The sequence below is a fragment of the Halalkalibacter oceani genome (assembly GCF_023715605.1).
In the GTDB taxonomy this organism is placed as follows: domain Bacteria; phylum Bacillota; class Bacilli; order Bacillales; family Bacillaceae_D; genus Halalkalibacter; species Halalkalibacter oceani.
Genome location: NZ_JAMBOL010000002.1, coordinates 261,162 through 279,489, shown reverse-complemented (window position 1 = coordinate 279,489; position 18,328 = coordinate 261,162). Strand labels below are relative to the sequence as shown.

The window sequence follows — 18,328 nt, the reverse complement described above, 5'->3', positions numbered from 1 at the left end:
ATGTATTATTCCCTATTTCGGACGAAAATAAAAGAAGAAATAGGCAATAACCGCCCTCTGCGTTATAAACAGACATAATTTGGCTGAAATATGTTTGTTTTCCAATCTTTTGAAATCAAGAAAAAAGCGGGAAAACTCCCGCTTTCTTCATGATTATCGGCGTAAGCCAAGCTTATCAACAAGATTACGGTAACGAGTAACATCCTTATTACGCAGGTATGTTAACAGGTTACGACGCTGACCAACCATTTTAAGAAGACCACGACGTGAGTGATGATCCTTCTTGTGAGTACGTAAATGCTCATTTAATGTGTTGATTTGCTCAGTTAGGATAGCTACTTGAACCTCTGGAGAACCAGTGTCCGTATCATGCGTTTTGAACTCAGCAATTAGTTCGTTCTTACGCTCTTGTGTTAATGCCATCCAATCCACCTCCTTTATTATAATCTCCTCATCCCGAGCAAACGTCGGTGACTCGTTTTGCCAAGGACAGGATCTGTACATAAAAGTACAATTATCACTATACTCTTTTTTTACGCTGAAATCAAGAGCTGTTATGGCGAAAGTAATCAATTGCCTGCTGCTTGTCTTTTTCAATTTGCGAAACGAGAGCCTCGACACCGGCAAACTTTTGCTCTGGGCGGATAAAAAGGTGAAATTCTACTTCGACATGCGCTCCATAAAGATCACCGGAAAAATCAAACAGATGGACTTCAATTGTGGGCTCTGCCGCTCCTTCCTGGTGAAATGTCGGTTTCACCCCAATGTTGCACACTCCTTCAAGCAGCTGATCGGCCGTGCGCATCGTAACGGCGTAAACGCCATTTTGCGGCAGAAGGTACCGCTCGCCGAGCGCGACATTCGCCGTTGGAAAACCGATCGTCCGGCCGCGCTTTTCCCCGTCGACGACCTGACCTTTTACCGTGTAAGGCATCCCGAGATAAAGCGGCACATCCTGCACGCGCCCTTCGGCTAACAGCTCCCGGATCACGGTCGAGCTCACCTTTTGCTGATTCTCTTCAAATTTGTCGACGATCGTATAGCTGAACCTGTCACGGGCGTGAAAAGGCAATGTTTCCATCGTCCCTTTTCCTAATGACCCATAAGTAAAGTCAAAGCCGGCGACAACATGAACAACATCAAGGGCAATTAAATAGTGATCGACAAACTGCTGCGGCGTTAAGCGGGCAAATTCCTCGGTGAACTGCACGACATAGAGCGTATCAATGCCGAGGCTTTCGATCCGCTCCACTTTATCAGGTAAAGGTGTTATGTATTTCAGCGGCGTTTTCGGCTTGCGCAATACTTCTTGCGGATGAGGATGAAAGGTCATGACCGAAGTCGTAACCCCTAAATCGTGCGCGACCTCCTTCGCTTTCGCCATCACCTGCTGATGTCCACGATGCACGCCATCAAAATAGCCTAATGCCATGACGGTTGGCTGCAACTTCAAAGTAGAAGCTTCAATTGGGTGATGTAAATAAATAGTATCCATATGAATCCTCTTTTCCCTACACGATTTCAAACGTTATGAGCCTGTCCAAAACATTTTCTCAGGCTTAATCAAACCGGCTTTTGTCGGATGCTGCTGATAAACAGCTAAACATTCTCCATCTTCATTATAAACGGTAAACCGGTTTTGATCTAATCCTTTCTCCGCCGGCAGAACAGCTCCATTTTTGATCTGCTGTTCCGTTTGGCGATCGACCGTGCAGGCGGGAAACTGTGCCAGTGCCGACTCAAACGGCAAAAGAACGTCCTCAAGCTGATCAGTTTCCTGTTTTAGTTCAAGCTCGGCAAACGTCAGGCTTTGCTCAAGAGAATAAGGACCGGCAGCCGTGCGGACAAGCGCGGTCATATGGGCCGGATAGCCAAGCCGCTCGCCGATATTAACAGCAAGCGTCCGGACATACGTTCCTTTGCTGCAGTGAACTCTGAAGGAAAACGCCGCAGTCGTTTCGGTATAGCTCACATCTGATAAAAGCTCTAACGAATGAATCGTAACCTCGCGCTTTGGCCGTTCAACGTGCTGATTTTTCCGGGCATATTCGTACAGCTTGCGTCCATTGACCTTCACAGCGGAATACATTGGCGGCACCTGGGTAATGACGCCTTCAAACGAACGGAGAACGTCCTCAAGCTCAGCCTTCGACCATCTTTCCGTGACCGCCTTTTCAGCGACTGTTTCGCCACTTTTGTCTTCCGTCGTCGTCGCCCTGCCAAGCGTTACTTCTCCCTCGTATACTTTCGAGTGATCGGACATATACTCAACAACCTTTGTCGCCGTGCCGATACAAATTGGCAGCACCCCATTCACATCCGGATCGAGCGTGCCGGTGTGACCGACTTTTTTCGTGTGGAACAGCCTTCTGATTTTTGCGACACAGTCATGCGAAGTCATTCCTCTTGGCTTATGTAAAATTAAAATTCCGCTTGGACCGTTCATTCAACGTGTCCCCCTTTTTCTTCTCTGTTTGACCAACAAAAGGAGGGGCTGTGTCAAAAGGAGTTTTCCCTTCTGAAACAGCCCTGGTTGTCATGAAGCTGCTGAAAAAGGACGATTTTTACTTTTTCAGCGGCCTCGGTTTTGTCATTCATCTGTTTCCTGCTTTTCTTACCGATCACCTTTGTTTAAATCCTGCAGCAATGTTTCAATCCGGTTGCCGTATTCAATCGATTCATCAAATTCGAAGGTCAGCTCGGGTGTTTTCCGCAGGCGGATCCGTTTGCCGATTTCTGAGCGGATAAATCCTTTTGCTTTCGACAAGCCTTGAAGCGTCGCTGCTTTCTGCTCCTCGCTCCCAAGAACCGTAATATACACCTTCGCCTGTTGAAGGTCGCCTGTCACATCGACTCCCGTCACCGTTACAAAGCTGACGCGAGGATCCTTAAGCTCCCGCATAATAATATCACTTAATTCTTTTTTCATTTGTTCACCAACACGGTGTGCACGAACATTACTCATACCCTATCACCTCTGCTCTTTTCACTATAGCCATTCATATTCGGTAATCGTACGTTCTGCCTCTGGCTGACCATCAATGAGGGTAAGCGCCCGCTGCAGTTCCCGTTCACAGACAACCCGGTCATTTGCGACAGTCACCAGCGTCAACTCCGCACGCTGCCAACTGTCATAATAGGCTGTCTCAGCTACGGAAAGGTTATACCGCTGCTTTAATCTCGTCTGGATGCTTTTTAAGACCGAACGTTTTTGTTTGAGTGATTGGACGTCATAAATCAACAGTTCACAACGCACTGCACCAATCATTATTTCCGTTCAATCTCTTCCATAACGTATGCTTCTATAATGTCGCCTTCTTTGACATCATTATAATTCTCAAGGGTTATTCCGCATTCATACCCGGCGGAAACCTCTTTAGCATCATCCTTAAAGCGTTTCAGCGCATTGATCGCTCCTTCATAAATGACGATGCCGTCACGAATTAAGCGCACGGTAGAGTCTCTTGTGATTTTTCCATCTGTTACATAGGCGCCGGCGATCGTTCCAACCTTCGATACTTTAAAGGTTGTTCTCACTTCGACCTGCCCAATGACTTTTTCCTCGAATTCAGGATCAAGCAGACCTTTCATCGCCGCTTCAATTTCGTCAATCGCGTTATAGATCACGCGGTGCAGACGAATATCGACCTTTTCGGCGTCGGCCGTCCGTTTCGCGTTGACATCAGGACGAACATTAAAGCCGATCACAATCGCATTGGACGCTGAAGCGAGCATCACGTCATATTCGGTAATCGCCCCGACACCGGTATGAATGACGTTGATTTTCACGCCTTCAACCTCGATCTTTTCGAGCGAGCCGCGCATCGCTTCAACGGAACCTTGGACGTCCGCTTTAATGATGACGTTGATTTCTTTGACATCACCTTGCTGGATTTGATCAAATAAATCATCGAGGCTCACGCGTGACGTCTTCGCCAAGTTCGCTTCACGATGCTTCGACATCCGTGCTTCCCCGATGTGACGCGCTGTCTTTTCATCAGCAAACGCCCGGAACTGGTCACCCGCCTGAGGCACATCACTTAAACCGGTAATTTCAACCGGCGTTGATGGTCCGACCTCCTTCACACGGCGGCCAAGATCATTGACCATCGCCCGGACACGACCGAACGTCGCCCCGACGACAATCGGATCACCGACTTTAAGCGTTCCGCTTTGGACGAGCAAGGTCGCAACGGCCCCGCGTCCTTTATCGAGCTCCGCTTCAATAACGGTTCCCGAAGCGAGCTTATTCGGATTCGCCTTTAATTCTTCGACTTCAGCGACAAGCTGAATCATTTCAATTAATTCGTCAATTCCCGTTCCATCGAGCGCTGAAACATTGACAAAAATCGTATCGCCGCCCCATGCTTCCGGAACGAGTTCAAACTCGGTTAACTCCTGCATGACACGGTCAGGGTTGGCCGCTTCTTTATCAATTTTGTTAACAGCGACGATAATCGGTACTCCGGCAGCCTTGGCGTGGCTGATTGCTTCTTTCGTCTGTGGCATGACACCATCATCAGCGGCGACGACGAGTATTGTAATGTCAGTTACTTGCGCACCGCGCGCGCGCATCGTTGTGAAGGCGGCGTGCCCCGGTGTATCAAGGAACGTGATTTTCTTTCCATTTGCGTCGATTTGATACGCCCCGATATGCTGAGTGATCCCCCCAGCTTCTCCTTCGGTTACTTTCGTATGACGAATCGAATCAAGCAACGTCGTTTTCCCGTGATCGACATGACCCATGATCGTCACAACAGGAGGACGCTCTTTTAAGTCTTCCTCTTTATCTTCGTCTACATAATTTTCGATATCCGTCTTATCGATAACAATTTCTTCCTCTACTTCAACACCGTAATCCGTCCCGATTAATTCAATCGTATCTTTATCCAGCTCTTGGTTGATCGTCGCCATCACGCCGAGTCCCATTAGCTTCTTAATAATCTCCGATGGTTCTCTATGAAGCTTCTTCGCCAATTCACCAACCGTCAGCGATTCAACAAAGGTGATTTTTTCCGGAAGTGGCTTCGCTTTAGGCGGCTCCTGGCGCTGCGGTCTTTGCTGCTGCTTAGAGCGGGATTGATTCGGCTTTTTCGGTCCTTTTCGATTTTGTCCGCCTTGATGCTGCGGACGTGAGCTTTCTTTTTTCTTAGGCGGCATGGAAGGACGGCTCTCTTTTGCCGGCTCATTGGCGCGTTCTCCGCCTCCACCATTCGAACCCTTTCCTTCCAACACTTTGACCATCTGTTCATCAAGCACTGACATATGGTTTGAGACTTCAATTCCAGCCTGCTTTAACTTGTCGATAATTCCTTTGCTTGTTGCATTATGTTCTTTCGCATATTCATATATTCGCATCTTCCTCATATATACATTCCTCCAGAATCATTGGTCCAATAGCGCAGTCATTTTTTTCGCAAAGCCTTCATCCGTAAGAGCAATGACGACTCTTTCTGCTTTACCGATTGCTTGTCCTAACGTCCTACGGTCAGCGACGAGACGAACCGGGACATTGTAGTAACTGCATTTGTCCAATACTTTTTTCTTTGTCTGTTCTGCGGCATCAGCTGAGAGAAGAATCAATCGCACTGACCCTCTCCTCACTTCTTTCAATACAAGCTCTTCCCCTGTTACGAGTTTGCGCGCCCTGGCGGCAAGCCCTAAAAAGGCAACCCACGGCGGCTGGCTCATTTCGTTCCCCGCTTACTTGCTTCTTTAAGCTGATCATAAATCTCCGGACTTACCTTTGTCTGCAAATGTCTTGAGAGGACATCCTTTTTCTTAGCCAGCTCAAACACTTCCTCGCTGTTGCTAATGTAGGCGCCACGGCCGTTCTTCTTCCCTGTAGGGTCGACGGATACGACTCCTTCGGGCGATCGGACAATCCGGATAAGTTCTTGCTTTGGCTTCATCTCATTTGTTACGACACATTTTCGAAGAGGAACTTTGCGCTTATTCAACGGCTCCATCTCCCTTCTTACTCTTGCTCGTTGCTTTCTATCGCGGTAAAGCTGTGATCCTGATTGGACGCTTCCTGCTCTTCAACTGTCACAAATCCTTCATCATCAAAGATTCCCAGCTCTTTCGCATCCGATTCACTTTTAATATCGATCTTCCAGCCGGAGAGCTTTGCCGCTAAGCGGGCGTTCTGTCCGCGCTTGCCGATCGCCAGTGACAGCTGGTAATCAGGTACGATCACCTGGGTCATTTTATCCTCTTCGTTCACTTTGACTTTCAGCACCTTTGACGGGCTTAACGAATTGGCGACATATTCAACCGGGTTTTCAGACCAGCGGACAATATCAATCTTTTCCCCTTTTAATTCATTGACAATCGTCTGGACACGCTGACCGCGCGGCCCGACACAGGCGCCAACCGGATCGACCTCGGGATTATCAGCATGAACGGCAATCTTTGACCGGTCACCGGCTTCCCGTGAAACCGACTTTATCTCAACCGTTCCATCGTAAATTTCCGGCACTTCAAGCTCAAATAAGCGCTTTAACAAGCCTGGATGGGTGCGGGAGATTAAAATTTGCGGACCCTTCGTCGTTTTTTCGACTTTCGTAATATATGCTTTGATCCGGTCATTATGCTTGTAGGTTTCATTCGGCATTTGCTCATTTAACGGCAACAACGCCTCCACCTTGCCAAGATCGACATAAATAAAGCGATGATCCTGCCTTTGAACAATTCCCGTCATAATATCCTCTTCACGATCAATAAAATCAGAATAAATAATTCCACGCTCCGCCTCACGAACCCGCTGCGTTACAACCTGCTTTGCTGTTTGCGCAGCAATCCGTCCAAAATCCTTCGGCGTCACTTCAATCTCAACGACGTCATCGACCTCATAATTCGGATTGATTTTCTTTGCTTCATCAAGGGAAATTTCGAGTCTTGCATCGAACACTTCTTCGACGACGGTTTTCCGTGCAAATACGCGGATCGTGCCCGTATCGCGGTTCACGTCGACACGAACGTTCTGGACCTGATTAAAATTGCGCTTATAGCCGGAAATTAGCGCCGCTTCGATCGCTTCGATAATCACCTCTTTTTGGATCCCCTTCTCCCTTTCTAAAGTTGCTAATGCATCCATAAAATCGCTGTTCATGGATTATGCTTCCCCCTTTCAAAATTGGCTCTTTTTATAGGAAACCGCCGGGCGGTTTCTTAGACGTGACATGCGAAGCCGTAACAATCAGTCGTCACTACTCTTCCTCTTTCCTACAAAATGACGGCTAATCTGGCTTTTGCCACTTTATTGTAAGGAACGGTGAATGTCTTTGTTCTTGTCTTGATTTTGACACTGATTTCAAGCTGTTCTCCATCAAAGCTCGTCAATGTGCCTTCAAACATTTTCTCGCCGTCAATCGGTTCATAGGTTGTCACATGAACCGCTTTGCCGATCGCCTTCATGATGTCCTTTTCATTTTTAAGCGGTCGTTCGGCGCCGGGCGAGGAAACCTCAAGAAAATAAGCTTGATCGATCGGATCAAGCTCGTCAAGCTTTTCACTTAGTCGCTCACTCACCTGTCCGCAATCTTCCAAATCAACGCCTGTATCTGAATCAATAAAGACGCGCAGAAACCAGTTCGGTCCTTCTTTCTTGAATTCAACCTCGACAAGCTCTAGATTCAGCTCCTCAACAATCGGCAACGTCATCTCGCTTACTAGCTCAGTTACTTTCTTACTCAACCTGTACCCTCCTTGCTGCATCGATAATGGCTGTATACTGGAACATCTATTAGTGCTTTGATGAAACAACAACGAAAGAGTGGGTTTCCCCACTCTTTGAGCATCACGTATTCTAAGTATTACCATACATACAATACCATATTCTCACAGGCTTTGCAAATCTCCTTTATGGGACAAAGCCAGTCGTTTTGTTAAAACAGCGACAGCTGATTGGACTCCGGCATTCCTTCGAGGCAGCCGTGTTCATCCAAGTGCTCCAGTACGGTTTTTGTCAGCTTGCTGCGCTGCTGCAAATCTTCCTTCGAGAGAAACTCGCCATCTTCCCGCGCTTTGACGATGTTCAAGGCTGCATTCGTTCCAACGCCGGTCATCGCATTAAACGGCGGCAAGAGCGTGTCCCCCTCTACCTGGAACTCGGTCGCACTCGAGCGGTAAAGGTCGACCTTTTGGAAGGAAAAACCTCTCTCTGTCATTTCGAGCGCCAGCTCAAGCACGGTAAGAACCGCTTTTTCCTTCGGCGCTGCGTCAAGCCCCTTGGCGTTAATCTCTTCCATTTTCGCCCGGATCGCGGTTGACCCCTTGATCATCGTATCCAAATCAAAATCATCAGCGCGTACGGTAAAATAAGAAGCGTAATAAAGAATCGGGTGATGGACTTTAAAGTAGGCGATCCGCACTGCCATCAGGACGTAGGCGGCAGCATGCGCCTTTGGAAACATATATTTGATTTTCAGGCAGGATCCGATGTACCAGTCAGGAACATCGTGCTTCTTCATTTCCTCGATCCACTCAGGCTGAAGCCCTTTGCCTTTCCGGACAAACTCCATAATTTTAAAAGCGAGTGAAGGTTCAAGCCCTTTGTAAATCAAGTAAACCATAATATCATCCCGGCAGCCGATGACATCCTTCAATTCGCATGTCCCATTGTAAATGAGCTCGTTGGCGTTATTGAGCCAGACGTCGGTACCGTGCGACAGGCCGGAAATTTGCACGAGCTCTGAAAACGTGCTCGGCTTCGTTTCCTCAAGCATCTGGCGGACAAACCGCGTTCCGAATTCAGGAATACCGAGCGTTCCGGTTTTGCACATAATTTGTTCCTCGGTCACGCCAAGCACTTCAGGACCGCTGAAAATTTTCATCACTTCCGGGTCGTCGGTCGGGATCGTCTTCGGATCAATCCCGCTTAAATCCTGCAGCATCCGAATGACCGTCGGATCATCGTGCCCGAGAATATCAAGCTTCAGCAAATTATCATGAATCGAATGGAAATCAAAGTGCGTCGTCTTCCACTCGGAGTTTTTATCGTCGGCCGGATATTGAATCGGGCAGAAATCATGAATATCCATATAGTCCGGTACAACGATGATCCCCCCCGGATGCTGACCGGTCGTCCGTTTCACCCCGGTGCAGCCGGCGACAAGCCGGTCAATCTCGGCTCCACGCATATGGAGATCATGATCCCCCTGATAGCCTTTGACGTAGCCGTAGGCTGTTTTTTCAGCAACGGTACCGATCGTCCCGGCACGATAGACAAACTCCTCACCGAATAATTCCTTTGTATAATGATGGGCGCGCGGCTGATATTCACCGGAGAAGTTTAAATCGATATCCGGTACTTTGTCTCCTTTGAAGCCAAGGAAGGTTTCAAACGGGATATCCTGCCCATCTTTAATATAAGGCGTGCCGCATTCCGGGCATTCCTTATCTGGTAAATCGAAGCCGGAGCCGACCGAGCCGTCATCAAAAAAGTGAGAATGATGACAGTTCGGGCAAACATAATGCGGCGGCAGCGGATTAACCTCGGTAATTTCCGTCATCGTCGCGACGAGCGAGGAGCCGACTGAACCCCGCGACCCTACTAAGTAGCCGTCTATCAACGATTTCTTTACAAGTTTATGAGAAATGAGATAAATGACGGCAAATCCATGACCGATAATGCTCTTCAGTTCTTTTTCGATTCTCGCCTCAACGATTTCCGGCAGGTTTTCGCCGTAAATGCTGCGCGCCCGTTCATAGCTCATCTGCCGGATTTCTTCATCAGCGCCTTCGATTTTCGGCGTGTAAAGCTCGTCCGGAATCGGGTGAATTTCTTCGATTAAAGAAGCAATATGCTGCGTATTCGTCACGACGACTTCCTTGGCCATCTCCTCGCCTAAAAAGGCAAAAGCATCAAGCATCTCATTCGTCGTACGGAAATGAACCGGCGGCAATGTTTGCTTATTTAACGGATTCGCACCGCCCTGCGAGGCGATCAGGATTTTACGATAAATGTAATCCTCTTCTTGCAAGTAGTGAGCATTTCCTGACGCTACGACCGGCTTTTCAAGCTTTTTGCCAAGCTCGACGATGTTTTTCACGATTTCCTCGAGCGCCGTTTCACTTTTCACGAGCTCTTTTTCAATTAAATGCTGATAGGTTGCCAGCGGCTGAATCTCAAAGTAATCATAGAAGCGGGCGATTTGTTCGACCTCATCCGGCGACTTCTGCATCATCGCTTCAAACACTTCACCTTTGTCACAGCCTGAGCCTACGAGCAGCCCGTTACGATGCTTTTGCAGCTGCGAGCGCGGAATCCGTGGCGTCCGGAAGAAATAATCGACGTGAGACATCGAGACGAGCTTATACAGGTTTTTTAGCCCTTCCTGGGTTTGTGCCAGCAAAATGCAGTGAGACGGACGCTGGCGGTGGAAGTTCCCCTGCCCCATGTTGTCATTCAGCTCATCATGGTAATAGATCTCTTTCGCATGGGCATCCTTGACCATTTTCCAAAGCAGGTAGCCGGTTGCTTCTGCATCATAGATCGCGCGGTGATGGCTGACAAGCTCGATGTCGAATTTTTTACAAAGGGTGTTCAAGCGGTGGTTTTTCAGCTCGGGATAGAGAAAGCGCCCTAATTCCAACGTATCAATGACCGGATTGGCCGCTTCAGTCAGCCCTATTTTCTGATAGCCGACATTCAAGAAGCCCATATCGAAGCTGGCGTTGTGGGCCACGAGAATCGCATCACCGACGAAGTCTCTGAATTTGCGCAGCACCTCTTCCACTTCCGGCTGCCCCTTGACCATATCATCGGTGATCCCGGTCAATTCAATAATCGTGTTTGTCAGCGGCTCATGGGGGTCGGCGAACGATTCAAACCGGTCGATAATCTCACCGTTTTTCACTTTGACCGCCGCCAGCTCAATGATCTGGTTGTACACCGCAGATAGACCCGTTGTTTCAACGTCAAAGACAACATATTCATCTTCCATTAACAAGCGGTGGGCTTCGTTATAGGCAATCGGTACCCCATCATCAACAAGATTCGCTTCAATGCCAAACAGCACTTTAATCCCATGCTTCTTTCCGGCAGAGTATGCTTCCGGGAAAGCTTGAACGACTCCGTGATCGGTTACTGCGACTGCCGGATGGCCCCATTTTGCAGCCTGTTCCACATAGCGGCCGGCACTGGTCACCCCGTCCATCTGACTCATCGTCGTATGGAGATGGAGCTCGACCCGCTTTTCTTCAGGTGGTGCTGTATCCTGACGCTCCTCTGGCGTCAGCTGATTAACGTCGTTGGCGATCATGACGAGATCGCGGACAAACGTATCATTTTGAATGCCACCCCGAACTTTGAGCCACATTCCTTTTTTCACCGCCTGCAACAGCGGCACATCCTCTTTGTCACGCGAGAACATCTTAACGAGAATCGAATCGGTGTAATCGGTGATTTTAAATGTCAGCAACGTTCTGCCACTACGCAGTTCCCGCGTTTCAGCGGCAAACACATAGCCTTGGACGGTGACTCTTCGTTCCTCGTCCACAATCGCTTCCAGCGGAATCGGATCATCTTTAATCGGATACCCAAGAACAAGCGCTTTCCCTTTGATTTCTTTTTCGGCCTGCTGTTCGAGCTTCTTCTTTTCAAGCATCGCCTCCACGACCTTCGAGTGATCCTCCTGCTCCCTTTGTTCAACAAACTTATCAAATTCCTGCTTTGATTCGCGAATATCGGTCTCAAACTGAACCGCCGGCAAACTTAACAGCCGCGTGCTTTGCTGCAACGGTTCTGTCAGCTTGCGTTTGAGAGCGACCGCTTCCGTTTCATTGCGGACCTGAATGATAAGCCGTTTGCCGTCATAGCCCGGCGTCTGCTGAGACAGCATCGAACGCAAACCGTCTGAAATCGGTGAGAGCTTTGACACAATCAACGGCCAGTAATCAGCCCAATGCGACTCTTCCATCACAATCGAATCGTAATGAAAGGTAAACGATACCGTCGCGATATGCTCGAACGTATGCTTCATCCGCGACATAAACAGTTCGTAAACAGCAGACGGAACAATCAGCGGTAAATTGATATGAAAATGCCAGGCTCTTTTTTCCTTTGAAATGACAAGCTTGCGGATCTGTCCTTCTTGAAAATGCGCTTGCTTCACTTCCTCAGGAATTTGCAGCTGTTCTAGCAGCAATTGCAGCCGTTCCTTTCTCACCTGTTCGTCAAGTGACATCGATCTCCGTCCTTTCTTTCTCTTTCATCTCCCCGTAAGAAAACATTCAGTTCCACTGTTAAGAAAAGACTGAATCTCGTCGTAGGAGTGACTTCGAGTCAGTCTTTTGCTTTTCATTATAAAAAAACAGTTTAATTGCCTAGCTTTGTGCGCAGTTCTTCCAGTACGTCCGGAAGCTTTGCCACCTCTGCTTCAATCATTTCCCCTGTCTTGCGCACCTTCACTTCAACGATGCCTTCGCCTGCTTTTTTGCCGACAGCAATCCGGATTGGTAAACCGATTAAATCGGAATCTTTGAATTTCACGCCGGCGCGTTCCGGACGGTCGTCAAAAAGAACATCGTAGCCAAGCTGCTTCAATGTCTGGTAAAGCTGCTCACCAAGCTCTTTTTGTGCCTCATCCTTCACATTGATCGTCACGAGATGAAGATCAAACGGGGCAACTGCTGGCGGCCAGACAATTCCGTTCTCATCATGGTGCTGCTCAACGATTGCTGCTACCGTACGTGACACACCTATCCCGTAACAGCCCATAATCATCGTCTGCGTTTTGCCATTTTCATCAAGGTACGTCGCCCCAAGCGCTTCACTGTATTTCGTGCCGAGTTTGAAGACATGGCCGACTTCAATTCCCATCGCAAACTGGATCGTTCCTTTGCCACAAGGAGACGGATCTCCTTCCTGAATCAAACGTAAATCAGCATAGGTAGCCGTAAAGTCGCGCCCTGGGTTGACATGCTTGTAATGCTTGTCCTTTTCATTCGCCCCGCAAATTCCGTTTACGACCGCCTCAACCGCATGGTCGGCAATCACCGTAATCTCAGAAGGCAGGTTGATCGGGCCGATATAACCTGTTTCACAGTTTAACAGCCGCGCTGTTTCTTCTGCCGAAGCGAGCTCGACGCTGTCTTTATCGAGGACATTTTTTACTTTTATTTCATTTACGTCATGATCACCACGCACGAGCACAAGTACAGGCTCTCCGTCGGCGATAAAAAGCAGTGATTTGATCGTTTGCGCGGCACTTACCTTGAAAAAGTCTGCCACTTCTTCAATCGTGCGGATGTTGACCGTATCGACAAGCTCTTTTTCCTTTAGTGGCTCGTCTGATTTTACATAGGTTGTTACGACCGGCGCGATTTCAATATTGGCGGCAAAATCGGATTGGTCAGAGTAGGCAATCGTATCCTCCCCTATCTCACTTAACACCATAAATTCATGTGTATCTGTTCCGCCGATCGTTCCTGAATCGGCCTCAACCGCGCGGAAGTTGAGGGCGCAACGGGTGAAAATGTTTTGATACGCTTTGTACATTGCCTGATAGCTTTGCTCCAGACCTTCGTTTGAAGTGTCAAACGAATAGGCATCCTTCATAATGAATTCTCTCGAACGCAGGACGCCAAAGCGCGGGCGCCGTTCATCGCGGTATTTCGTCTGAATCTGATACAGATTGACAGGCAGCTTCTTGTAAGACTGAAGCTCATTGCGGACAAGATCTGTAATGACTTCTTCATGTGTCGCCCCGAGTACAAAATCGCGCTCATGACGGTCCTTCAATCTCATCAATTCAGGACCGTATGCATGTAAACGCCCGGACTCCTCCCATAATTCGGCTGGTTGAATCGCCGGAAGAAGCACCTCTTGCCCACCGGCTTCATCCATTTCTTCACGAATAATGTCTTCCACTTTGCGCAACACTTTTTTGCCCAATGGCAAATAAGAGTATATTCCTGATGCCGTTTGCCGGATTAAACCAGCTCGTAACATAAGCTGATGACTTTTGATTTCTGCATCGGCAGGTACATCCCGTAAGGTAGGTGCTAAAAAGGTACGTTGTCTCATTCGCTTAAATCCTTTCCCACTTCGATCTCAATTGTTTATATAGTAACACAGATCAGAAAAGCGTCATAGCCTTTCCATCTCGCAACAATTCCGTTCTACACAAAGTGAGCAGGAAAGAAAGTTCGCTTTCCTGCTCACTTTTAAACCCATTGTGTAGGCTCCACTCGCCCCTTCGGGTTTGTGGCAAAAGAAAAAAACAACCTTTTGCCACAAACCCTTACATAAAGAATTTGTTGATGTCGTTCCAGGTGACGACGATCATGAGGAGCATGAGCAGGGCGAAGCCGACGAAGTGGACGAGCCCTTCTTTTTGCGGATCAATCGGCTTGCCGCGCAATGCTTCCAGTCCGATAAAGATTAAACGTCCGCCATCCATTGCCGGAATCGGCAGCAGGTTGATGATTCCGAGGTTGACGCTTAAAGCGGCCGCCCACTGCATGAGAACAAAGATCCCCATCGCTGCTGCCTCTCCGGTATAGTTATAAATGCCGACAGGGCCGGCGACGTAATCCAGCGAGAACTGGCCGGTCACAATCATCCCGAGCACTTCAAAAATCATCGTCATAAATGTATAGGTTTGCGTAAAGCCAAAGGTTATCGAACCGAGAAGATTGAACTCGGTCGGGCGGGCAATGCCGACAAAGCCTTCCGCCTCACCAAACTGTCCGACCCGCTCCTGCGGGGTGACTGGGAGCGATAGCAGCTCGCCATTTCGTTCCACGTCAAACGTAATCGCCTCGTTCGGATGCTGTTGAATGATTTCCGTCATTTCAACCCACGTATCAAGCGGCTGGCCGTCAATCGCGACAACTTGGTCGCCTTCTTGCAGACCGGCCTCGGAGGCGGCGCTGTTTTCCGTCACTTCGCCGATGCGCGGCTCATCAATCGGCATTCCCTGCATCAGGGCGAAGGCGATTAAAATGCCAATGGCAAGAACAAAGTTCATCATCGGCCCGGCAAAAATCGCCAGCGCACGCTGACCTACTGTTTTCGAACCGAATTGACGATTCCACGGTGCGATTTGTGTCGCCTGCTCATCCTTGATCAACTGGGCTTTCGGATCAATCTCATATTGCATCCGCACCCCTTCATCATTGTAAGCTTCCACAATCAGCTCATGCTCTAAATCGATTTTCTCCACCTGGACGACATGCGCCTCCGGATGCTTCGATTTATTGTTGATAATCAACTCGCTCACACGATTGGAACGGTTAAAAACAAGTCCAATTTCATAGCCCGGCTTGATCTCGATAATTTCAGGATCTTCCCCGGCCATCCGGACAAACCCGCCAATCGGCAGGAGGCGGATCGTATAGACGGTTTCCCCTTTTTTAAAGGAGTAGATTTTCGGCCCGAAACCAATCGCAAACTCGCGGCACAGAATTCCGGCGCGCTTGGCAAAATAGAGATGCCCCCATTCATGAATGAACACAAGCAGGCCAAATATAATAATGACAGATAGCAACGTATTCATGGCTGACGTTCCACCTTTCTTAATTTACGGTTGAGCGGATAAAGGCGCGTGTTTCCTCATCAACGGCTTTGATGTCTTCAAGAGTTGGTCCAGAGATAACGTGGTGTCGCTCGAGTGCTTGTTCGATGACTGCTTCAATACCTAAAAAGGAAAGGCGCTTATCAAGGAAAGAAGCTACAGCCACTTCATTAGCGGCATTTAACACCGTTGGCATCGTTCCACCGATGCGTCCCGCTTCATAAGCAAGCGCCATACAGCGAAAACGCTTCGGGTCCATTTGTGCAAAATGAAGCTTGCCAATCTCCGACAGGTTTAAGCGCTCATCCGATTGACCGGCGAGGCGCTTTGGATACGTTAACGCATATTGAATTGGTACGCGCATATCCGGCGTTCCAAGCTGAGCCATCACACTATGATCGACAAATTCGACCATCGAATGAATGATGCTTTCTTTATGTAGAACAACCTCTATCCTCTCATAAGGGATGTCAAAAAGCCAATGCGCTTCAATCACTTCCAGTCCCTTGTTCATCATTGTAGCAGAATCAATCGTAATTTTGGCCCCCATCGACCAATTAGGATGATTAAGCGCCTGTTCCACCGTTACTTCCTTAAGCTCGTCTCTCGACAGATCGCGGAAACTGCCGCCGGAAGCCGTTAAAATCAGCTTTTCGATCTCCCGCTTATTTTCCCCATTTAATGCCTGAAATATAGCCGAGTGCTCACTATCGACCGGCAGCAACGAAACCTGATGTGCTTTTGCCGCCTCAGTGACGATATGCCCGGCGGTAACGAGCGTTTCCTTATTGGCAATCGCAATCGTCTTACCGGCCTCGATCGCAGCCAGCGTTGGACCAAGTCCCACGCTGCCAAGCACCGCATTAACTAGGATGACGCTGTCAGGATACGTCGCGACTTCCAGCAATCCTTCCTCTCCGTAGACAACCTTCGTTTCAGCCGGTACATGATGGCGCACTTTTTCGTAATCATCCTTCGATTGGACGGATAGCAGCTTCGGCTTAAATTCATGAGCTTGCTCGCAGGCGAGGTCAATATTTCTTCCTGTCGACATCGCCACAACTTTGAATTCCTGACGATGATGCCGGACAACATCGAGCGTTTGCGTGCCGATTGACCCGGTGGCCCCTAATAAACTTATTAATTTCAACATACTCACCTACTATTTGAATTATACTTGTCTTTTTTCCATTTCCCGTTTTGCGTCAGATCAGGTAGAGCAGGTGCAAAATCGGCATCACATAAATCAGGCTGTCAAAACGGTCAAGGATTCCGCCGTGTCCCGGAAGGACATTGCCCGAATCTTTTACGGCATAATGCCTTTTCAGAGCCGATTCCACTAAATCACCAAGCTGTCCAAAAATCGACGTCACGATGATCACAAACAAAGCGAGAAGATAGCTTGAAAAGATCGGCACAATCGCGTAAAAAACCGTCCCGATCACAACGGCGGCAATGACACCGCCGATGGAGCCTTCAATCGTTTTCTTCGGGCTAATGTCCGGCCACAGCTTTCTTCTGCCCCATTTCCGTCCGACAAAATAAGCACCGGAATCGGTTGTCCAAATAATAAACAGCACATAAAAAACAAGCAGCATGCCATAATCCGGAATGTCTCTTGTCATAATTAAATAATGAAAGCCAAAGCCCACATAGACGGAAGAAAGAATGACAAAGCCGACTTGATCAAATGTAAATGAGTTTTTTGTAATGACCGTAAACATCAACAACACTAAAATCATAAAGACAAAAATTTCGACTTTTGTAAAGTAAGATGGGACAATCATTTCAAACCAGTTTGTCGGTACAAGCAAGAGCCACATCGAAAGTAAGCTCATCATTCCCATTAAGGACAGCGGAGCTATTTTCTTCATTCTCAACAGTTCGACCATGGCGATGGAGGCGACGATTGAAATAAACAAAGCAAAGATCCAGCCCCCAATTAGAACCATGCCAACAAAAAGGGCGCCCCCGATTAGACCCGTCACAATTCTTTCTCTCACATTCGTTGCCCCCTTTTAAACGCCCCCATACCTTCTTGCTCTTTTTTGATAGACGGCAATGGCTTCGGTAAAGTGCTGCTCGTTAAAGTCCGGCCAGAGCACATCGGTGAACCAAAATTCGCTGTAGGCAAGCTGCCAAAGCATAAAATTACTCAGCCGTATTTCCCCGCTCGTGCGAATGAGCAAGTCCGGATCGGATAATTCCGCCGTCATCAAATGTTGTTCAAACAATTCATCATTTATCTCTTCAGAGCGCAGGCTTCCTTCTTCTACCTGCTTCGTAATTTTCTTGATCGCTTCGATCATTTCAAAGCGGCTTCCATAATTCAAAGCAAAATTTAAAATAAGACCATTATTGTGTTTCGTCTCTTCCACAGCGTGATAAACTGCTTTTTTTGTATGGTCTGGTAAATCTTCCGGACTTCCCATTAAACGCACTTTCACATTTTCTTCCTTCAGCTTCGGCAGTTCCATGCCAAGAAATCGTTCCGGAAGCTTCATTAAATAATCAACTTCTGTTTTTGGGCGCTTCCAATTTTCCGTTGAAAATGCGTATAATGTTAAGACTTCTACACCAAGCTCATTTGCTCTGCGGACAATTTTATTTATAACCTTCATACCTTCTCGATGGCCGGCAATCCGCGGCAAGCCTTTTTGCTGTGCCCAGCGGCCATTTCCATCCATTATTATGGCGATATGCTTAGGGATATTGACCAGTTCAATATTCTCCGTTCCTTCTTGCGAGGACAGAGAAGACTTCCATTTCGTAAATTTTTCAAGCATGTATACGCCCTCCATCTA

General features: G+C 48.0%; 16 protein-coding genes. All 16 read right to left on the bottom strand.

All coding sequences use genetic code 11. The annotated features are described in order from the left end of the window. Nucleotides 1-153 precede the first annotated feature (153 nt). The gene (rpsO, locus tag M3202_RS04025) at nt 154-423 is read right to left on the bottom strand and encodes a 30S ribosomal protein S15 (RefSeq protein ID WP_012959342.1); all 270 of its coding nucleotides are present in this window, start codon (nt 421-423) and stop codon (nt 154-156) included. Nucleotides 424-544: 121 nt separating this feature from the next. Then, nucleotides 545-1,495 (bottom strand): bifunctional riboflavin kinase/FAD synthetase, encoded by a 951-nt coding sequence (gene ribF / locus M3202_RS04020; RefSeq protein ID WP_251222055.1) that lies wholly within the window; start codon nt 1,493-1,495, stop codon nt 545-547. Nucleotides 1,496-1,528: 33 nt separating this feature from the next. Further along, nucleotides 1,529-2,446, bottom strand: coding sequence for a tRNA pseudouridine(55) synthase TruB (gene truB, locus M3202_RS04015; protein ID WP_251222054.1), 918 nt, complete (start codon nt 2,444-2,446; stop codon nt 1,529-1,531). A 168-nt stretch (nt 2,447-2,614) separates the two neighbouring features. Then, nucleotides 2,615-2,965, bottom strand: a complete 351-nt coding sequence (gene rbfA, locus M3202_RS04010) for a 30S ribosome-binding factor RbfA (RefSeq protein ID WP_251222053.1) — start codon at nt 2,963-2,965, stop codon at nt 2,615-2,617. A 24-nt stretch (nt 2,966-2,989) separates the two neighbouring features. After that, on the bottom strand, nt 2,990-3,268 hold the full coding sequence (locus M3202_RS04005; RefSeq protein ID WP_251222052.1) for a DUF503 domain-containing protein: 279 nt from the start codon (nt 3,266-3,268) through the stop codon (nt 2,990-2,992). After that, complete coding sequence (infB, locus tag M3202_RS04000) at nt 3,268-5,367, bottom strand: translation initiation factor IF-2 (RefSeq protein WP_251222051.1); 2,100 nt, start codon at nt 5,365-5,367, stop codon at nt 3,268-3,270. The genes M3202_RS04005 and infB overlap by 1 nt, the downstream gene beginning before the upstream one ends. 18 nt (nt 5,368-5,385) lie before the next feature. Next, the gene (locus M3202_RS03995) at nt 5,386-5,691 is read right to left on the bottom strand and encodes a YlxQ family RNA-binding protein (RefSeq protein ID WP_251222050.1); all 306 of its coding nucleotides are present in this window, start codon (nt 5,689-5,691) and stop codon (nt 5,386-5,388) included. Then, nucleotides 5,688-5,960 carry an RNase P modulator RnpM gene (rnpM, locus tag M3202_RS03990; protein ID WP_251192184.1) on the bottom strand — a complete coding sequence of 91 codons (273 nt, stop codon included), beginning with the start codon at nt 5,958-5,960 and terminating at the stop codon, nt 5,688-5,690. Before rnpM ends, M3202_RS03995 begins: the two co-directional genes overlap by 4 nt. Before the next feature lie 17 nt (nt 5,961-5,977). Next, nucleotides 5,978-7,114, bottom strand: coding sequence for a transcription termination factor NusA (nusA, locus tag M3202_RS03985; RefSeq protein WP_251222049.1), 1,137 nt, complete (start codon nt 7,112-7,114; stop codon nt 5,978-5,980). A 113-nt stretch (nt 7,115-7,227) separates the two neighbouring features. Beyond that, a complete protein-coding gene (rimP, locus tag M3202_RS03980) occupies nt 7,228-7,698 on the bottom strand; it encodes a ribosome maturation factor RimP (protein WP_251222048.1) in 471 nt (156 codons plus the stop codon). 191 nt (nt 7,699-7,889) lie between these two features. Further along, nucleotides 7,890-12,191: a PolC-type DNA polymerase III gene (locus tag M3202_RS03975; RefSeq protein WP_251222047.1), complete on the bottom strand. Its 4,302-nt coding sequence runs from the start codon at nt 12,189-12,191 to the stop codon at nt 7,890-7,892. A 131-nt stretch (nt 12,192-12,322) separates the two neighbouring features. Further along, on the bottom strand, nt 12,323-14,032 hold the full coding sequence (locus M3202_RS03970) for a proline--tRNA ligase (protein WP_251222046.1): 1,710 nt from the start codon (nt 14,030-14,032) through the stop codon (nt 12,323-12,325). Nucleotides 14,033-14,249: 217 nt separating this feature from the next. Continuing rightward, nucleotides 14,250-15,506, bottom strand: a complete 1,257-nt coding sequence (gene rseP, locus M3202_RS03965; protein ID WP_251222045.1) for an RIP metalloprotease RseP — start codon at nt 15,504-15,506, stop codon at nt 14,250-14,252. A 19-nt stretch (nt 15,507-15,525) separates the two neighbouring features. Then, entirely contained in the window at nt 15,526-16,674 is a 1,149-nt protein-coding gene (locus M3202_RS03960; protein WP_251222044.1) for a 1-deoxy-D-xylulose-5-phosphate reductoisomerase, read from the bottom strand. Between the two features lie 55 nt (nt 16,675-16,729). After that, the gene (locus M3202_RS03955; protein ID WP_251222043.1) at nt 16,730-17,527 is read right to left on the bottom strand and encodes a phosphatidate cytidylyltransferase; all 798 of its coding nucleotides are present in this window, start codon (nt 17,525-17,527) and stop codon (nt 16,730-16,732) included. 15 nt (nt 17,528-17,542) lie between these two features. Continuing rightward, nucleotides 17,543-18,310, bottom strand: coding sequence for an undecaprenyl pyrophosphate synthase (gene uppS / locus M3202_RS03950; RefSeq protein WP_251222042.1), 768 nt, complete (start codon nt 18,308-18,310; stop codon nt 17,543-17,545). Nucleotides 18,311-18,328: the final 18 nt, after the last annotated feature.

Bases quoted from the DNA above. Each gene is read 5' to 3' on its own strand.
- uppS (WP_251222042.1), bottom strand. From the start codon at position 18,310: ATGCTTGAAAAATTTACGAAATGGAAGTCTTCTCTGTCCTCGCAAGAA.
- infB (WP_251222051.1), bottom strand. From the start codon at position 5,367: ATGAGGAAGATGCGAATATATGAATATGCGAAAGAACATAATGCAACA.
- M3202_RS04005 (WP_251222052.1), bottom strand. From the start codon at position 3,268: ATGATTGGTGCAGTGCGTTGTGAACTGTTGATTTATGACGTCCAATCA.
- M3202_RS03970 (WP_251222046.1), bottom strand. From the start codon at position 14,032: ATGAGACAACGTACCTTTTTAGCACCTACCTTACGGGATGTACCTGCC.
- truB (WP_251222054.1), bottom strand. From the start codon at position 2,446: ATGAACGGTCCAAGCGGAATTTTAATTTTACATAAGCCAAGAGGAATG.
- M3202_RS03995 (WP_251222050.1), bottom strand. From the start codon at position 5,691: ATGAGCCAGCCGCCGTGGGTTGCCTTTTTAGGGCTTGCCGCCAGGGCG.
- M3202_RS03975 (WP_251222047.1), bottom strand. From the start codon at position 12,191: ATGTCACTTGACGAACAGGTGAGAAAGGAACGGCTGCAATTGCTGCTA.
- rpsO (WP_012959342.1), bottom strand. From the start codon at position 423: ATGGCATTAACACAAGAGCGTAAGAACGAACTAATTGCTGAGTTCAAA.
- ribF (WP_251222055.1), bottom strand. From the start codon at position 1,495: ATGGATACTATTTATTTACATCACCCAATTGAAGCTTCTACTTTGAAG.
- rbfA (WP_251222053.1), bottom strand. From the start codon at position 2,965: ATGAGTAATGTTCGTGCACACCGTGTTGGTGAACAAATGAAAAAAGAA.
- nusA (WP_251222049.1), bottom strand. From the start codon at position 7,114: ATGAACAGCGATTTTATGGATGCATTAGCAACTTTAGAAAGGGAGAAG.
- rseP (WP_251222045.1), bottom strand. From the start codon at position 15,506: ATGAATACGTTGCTATCTGTCATTATTATATTTGGCCTGCTTGTGTTC.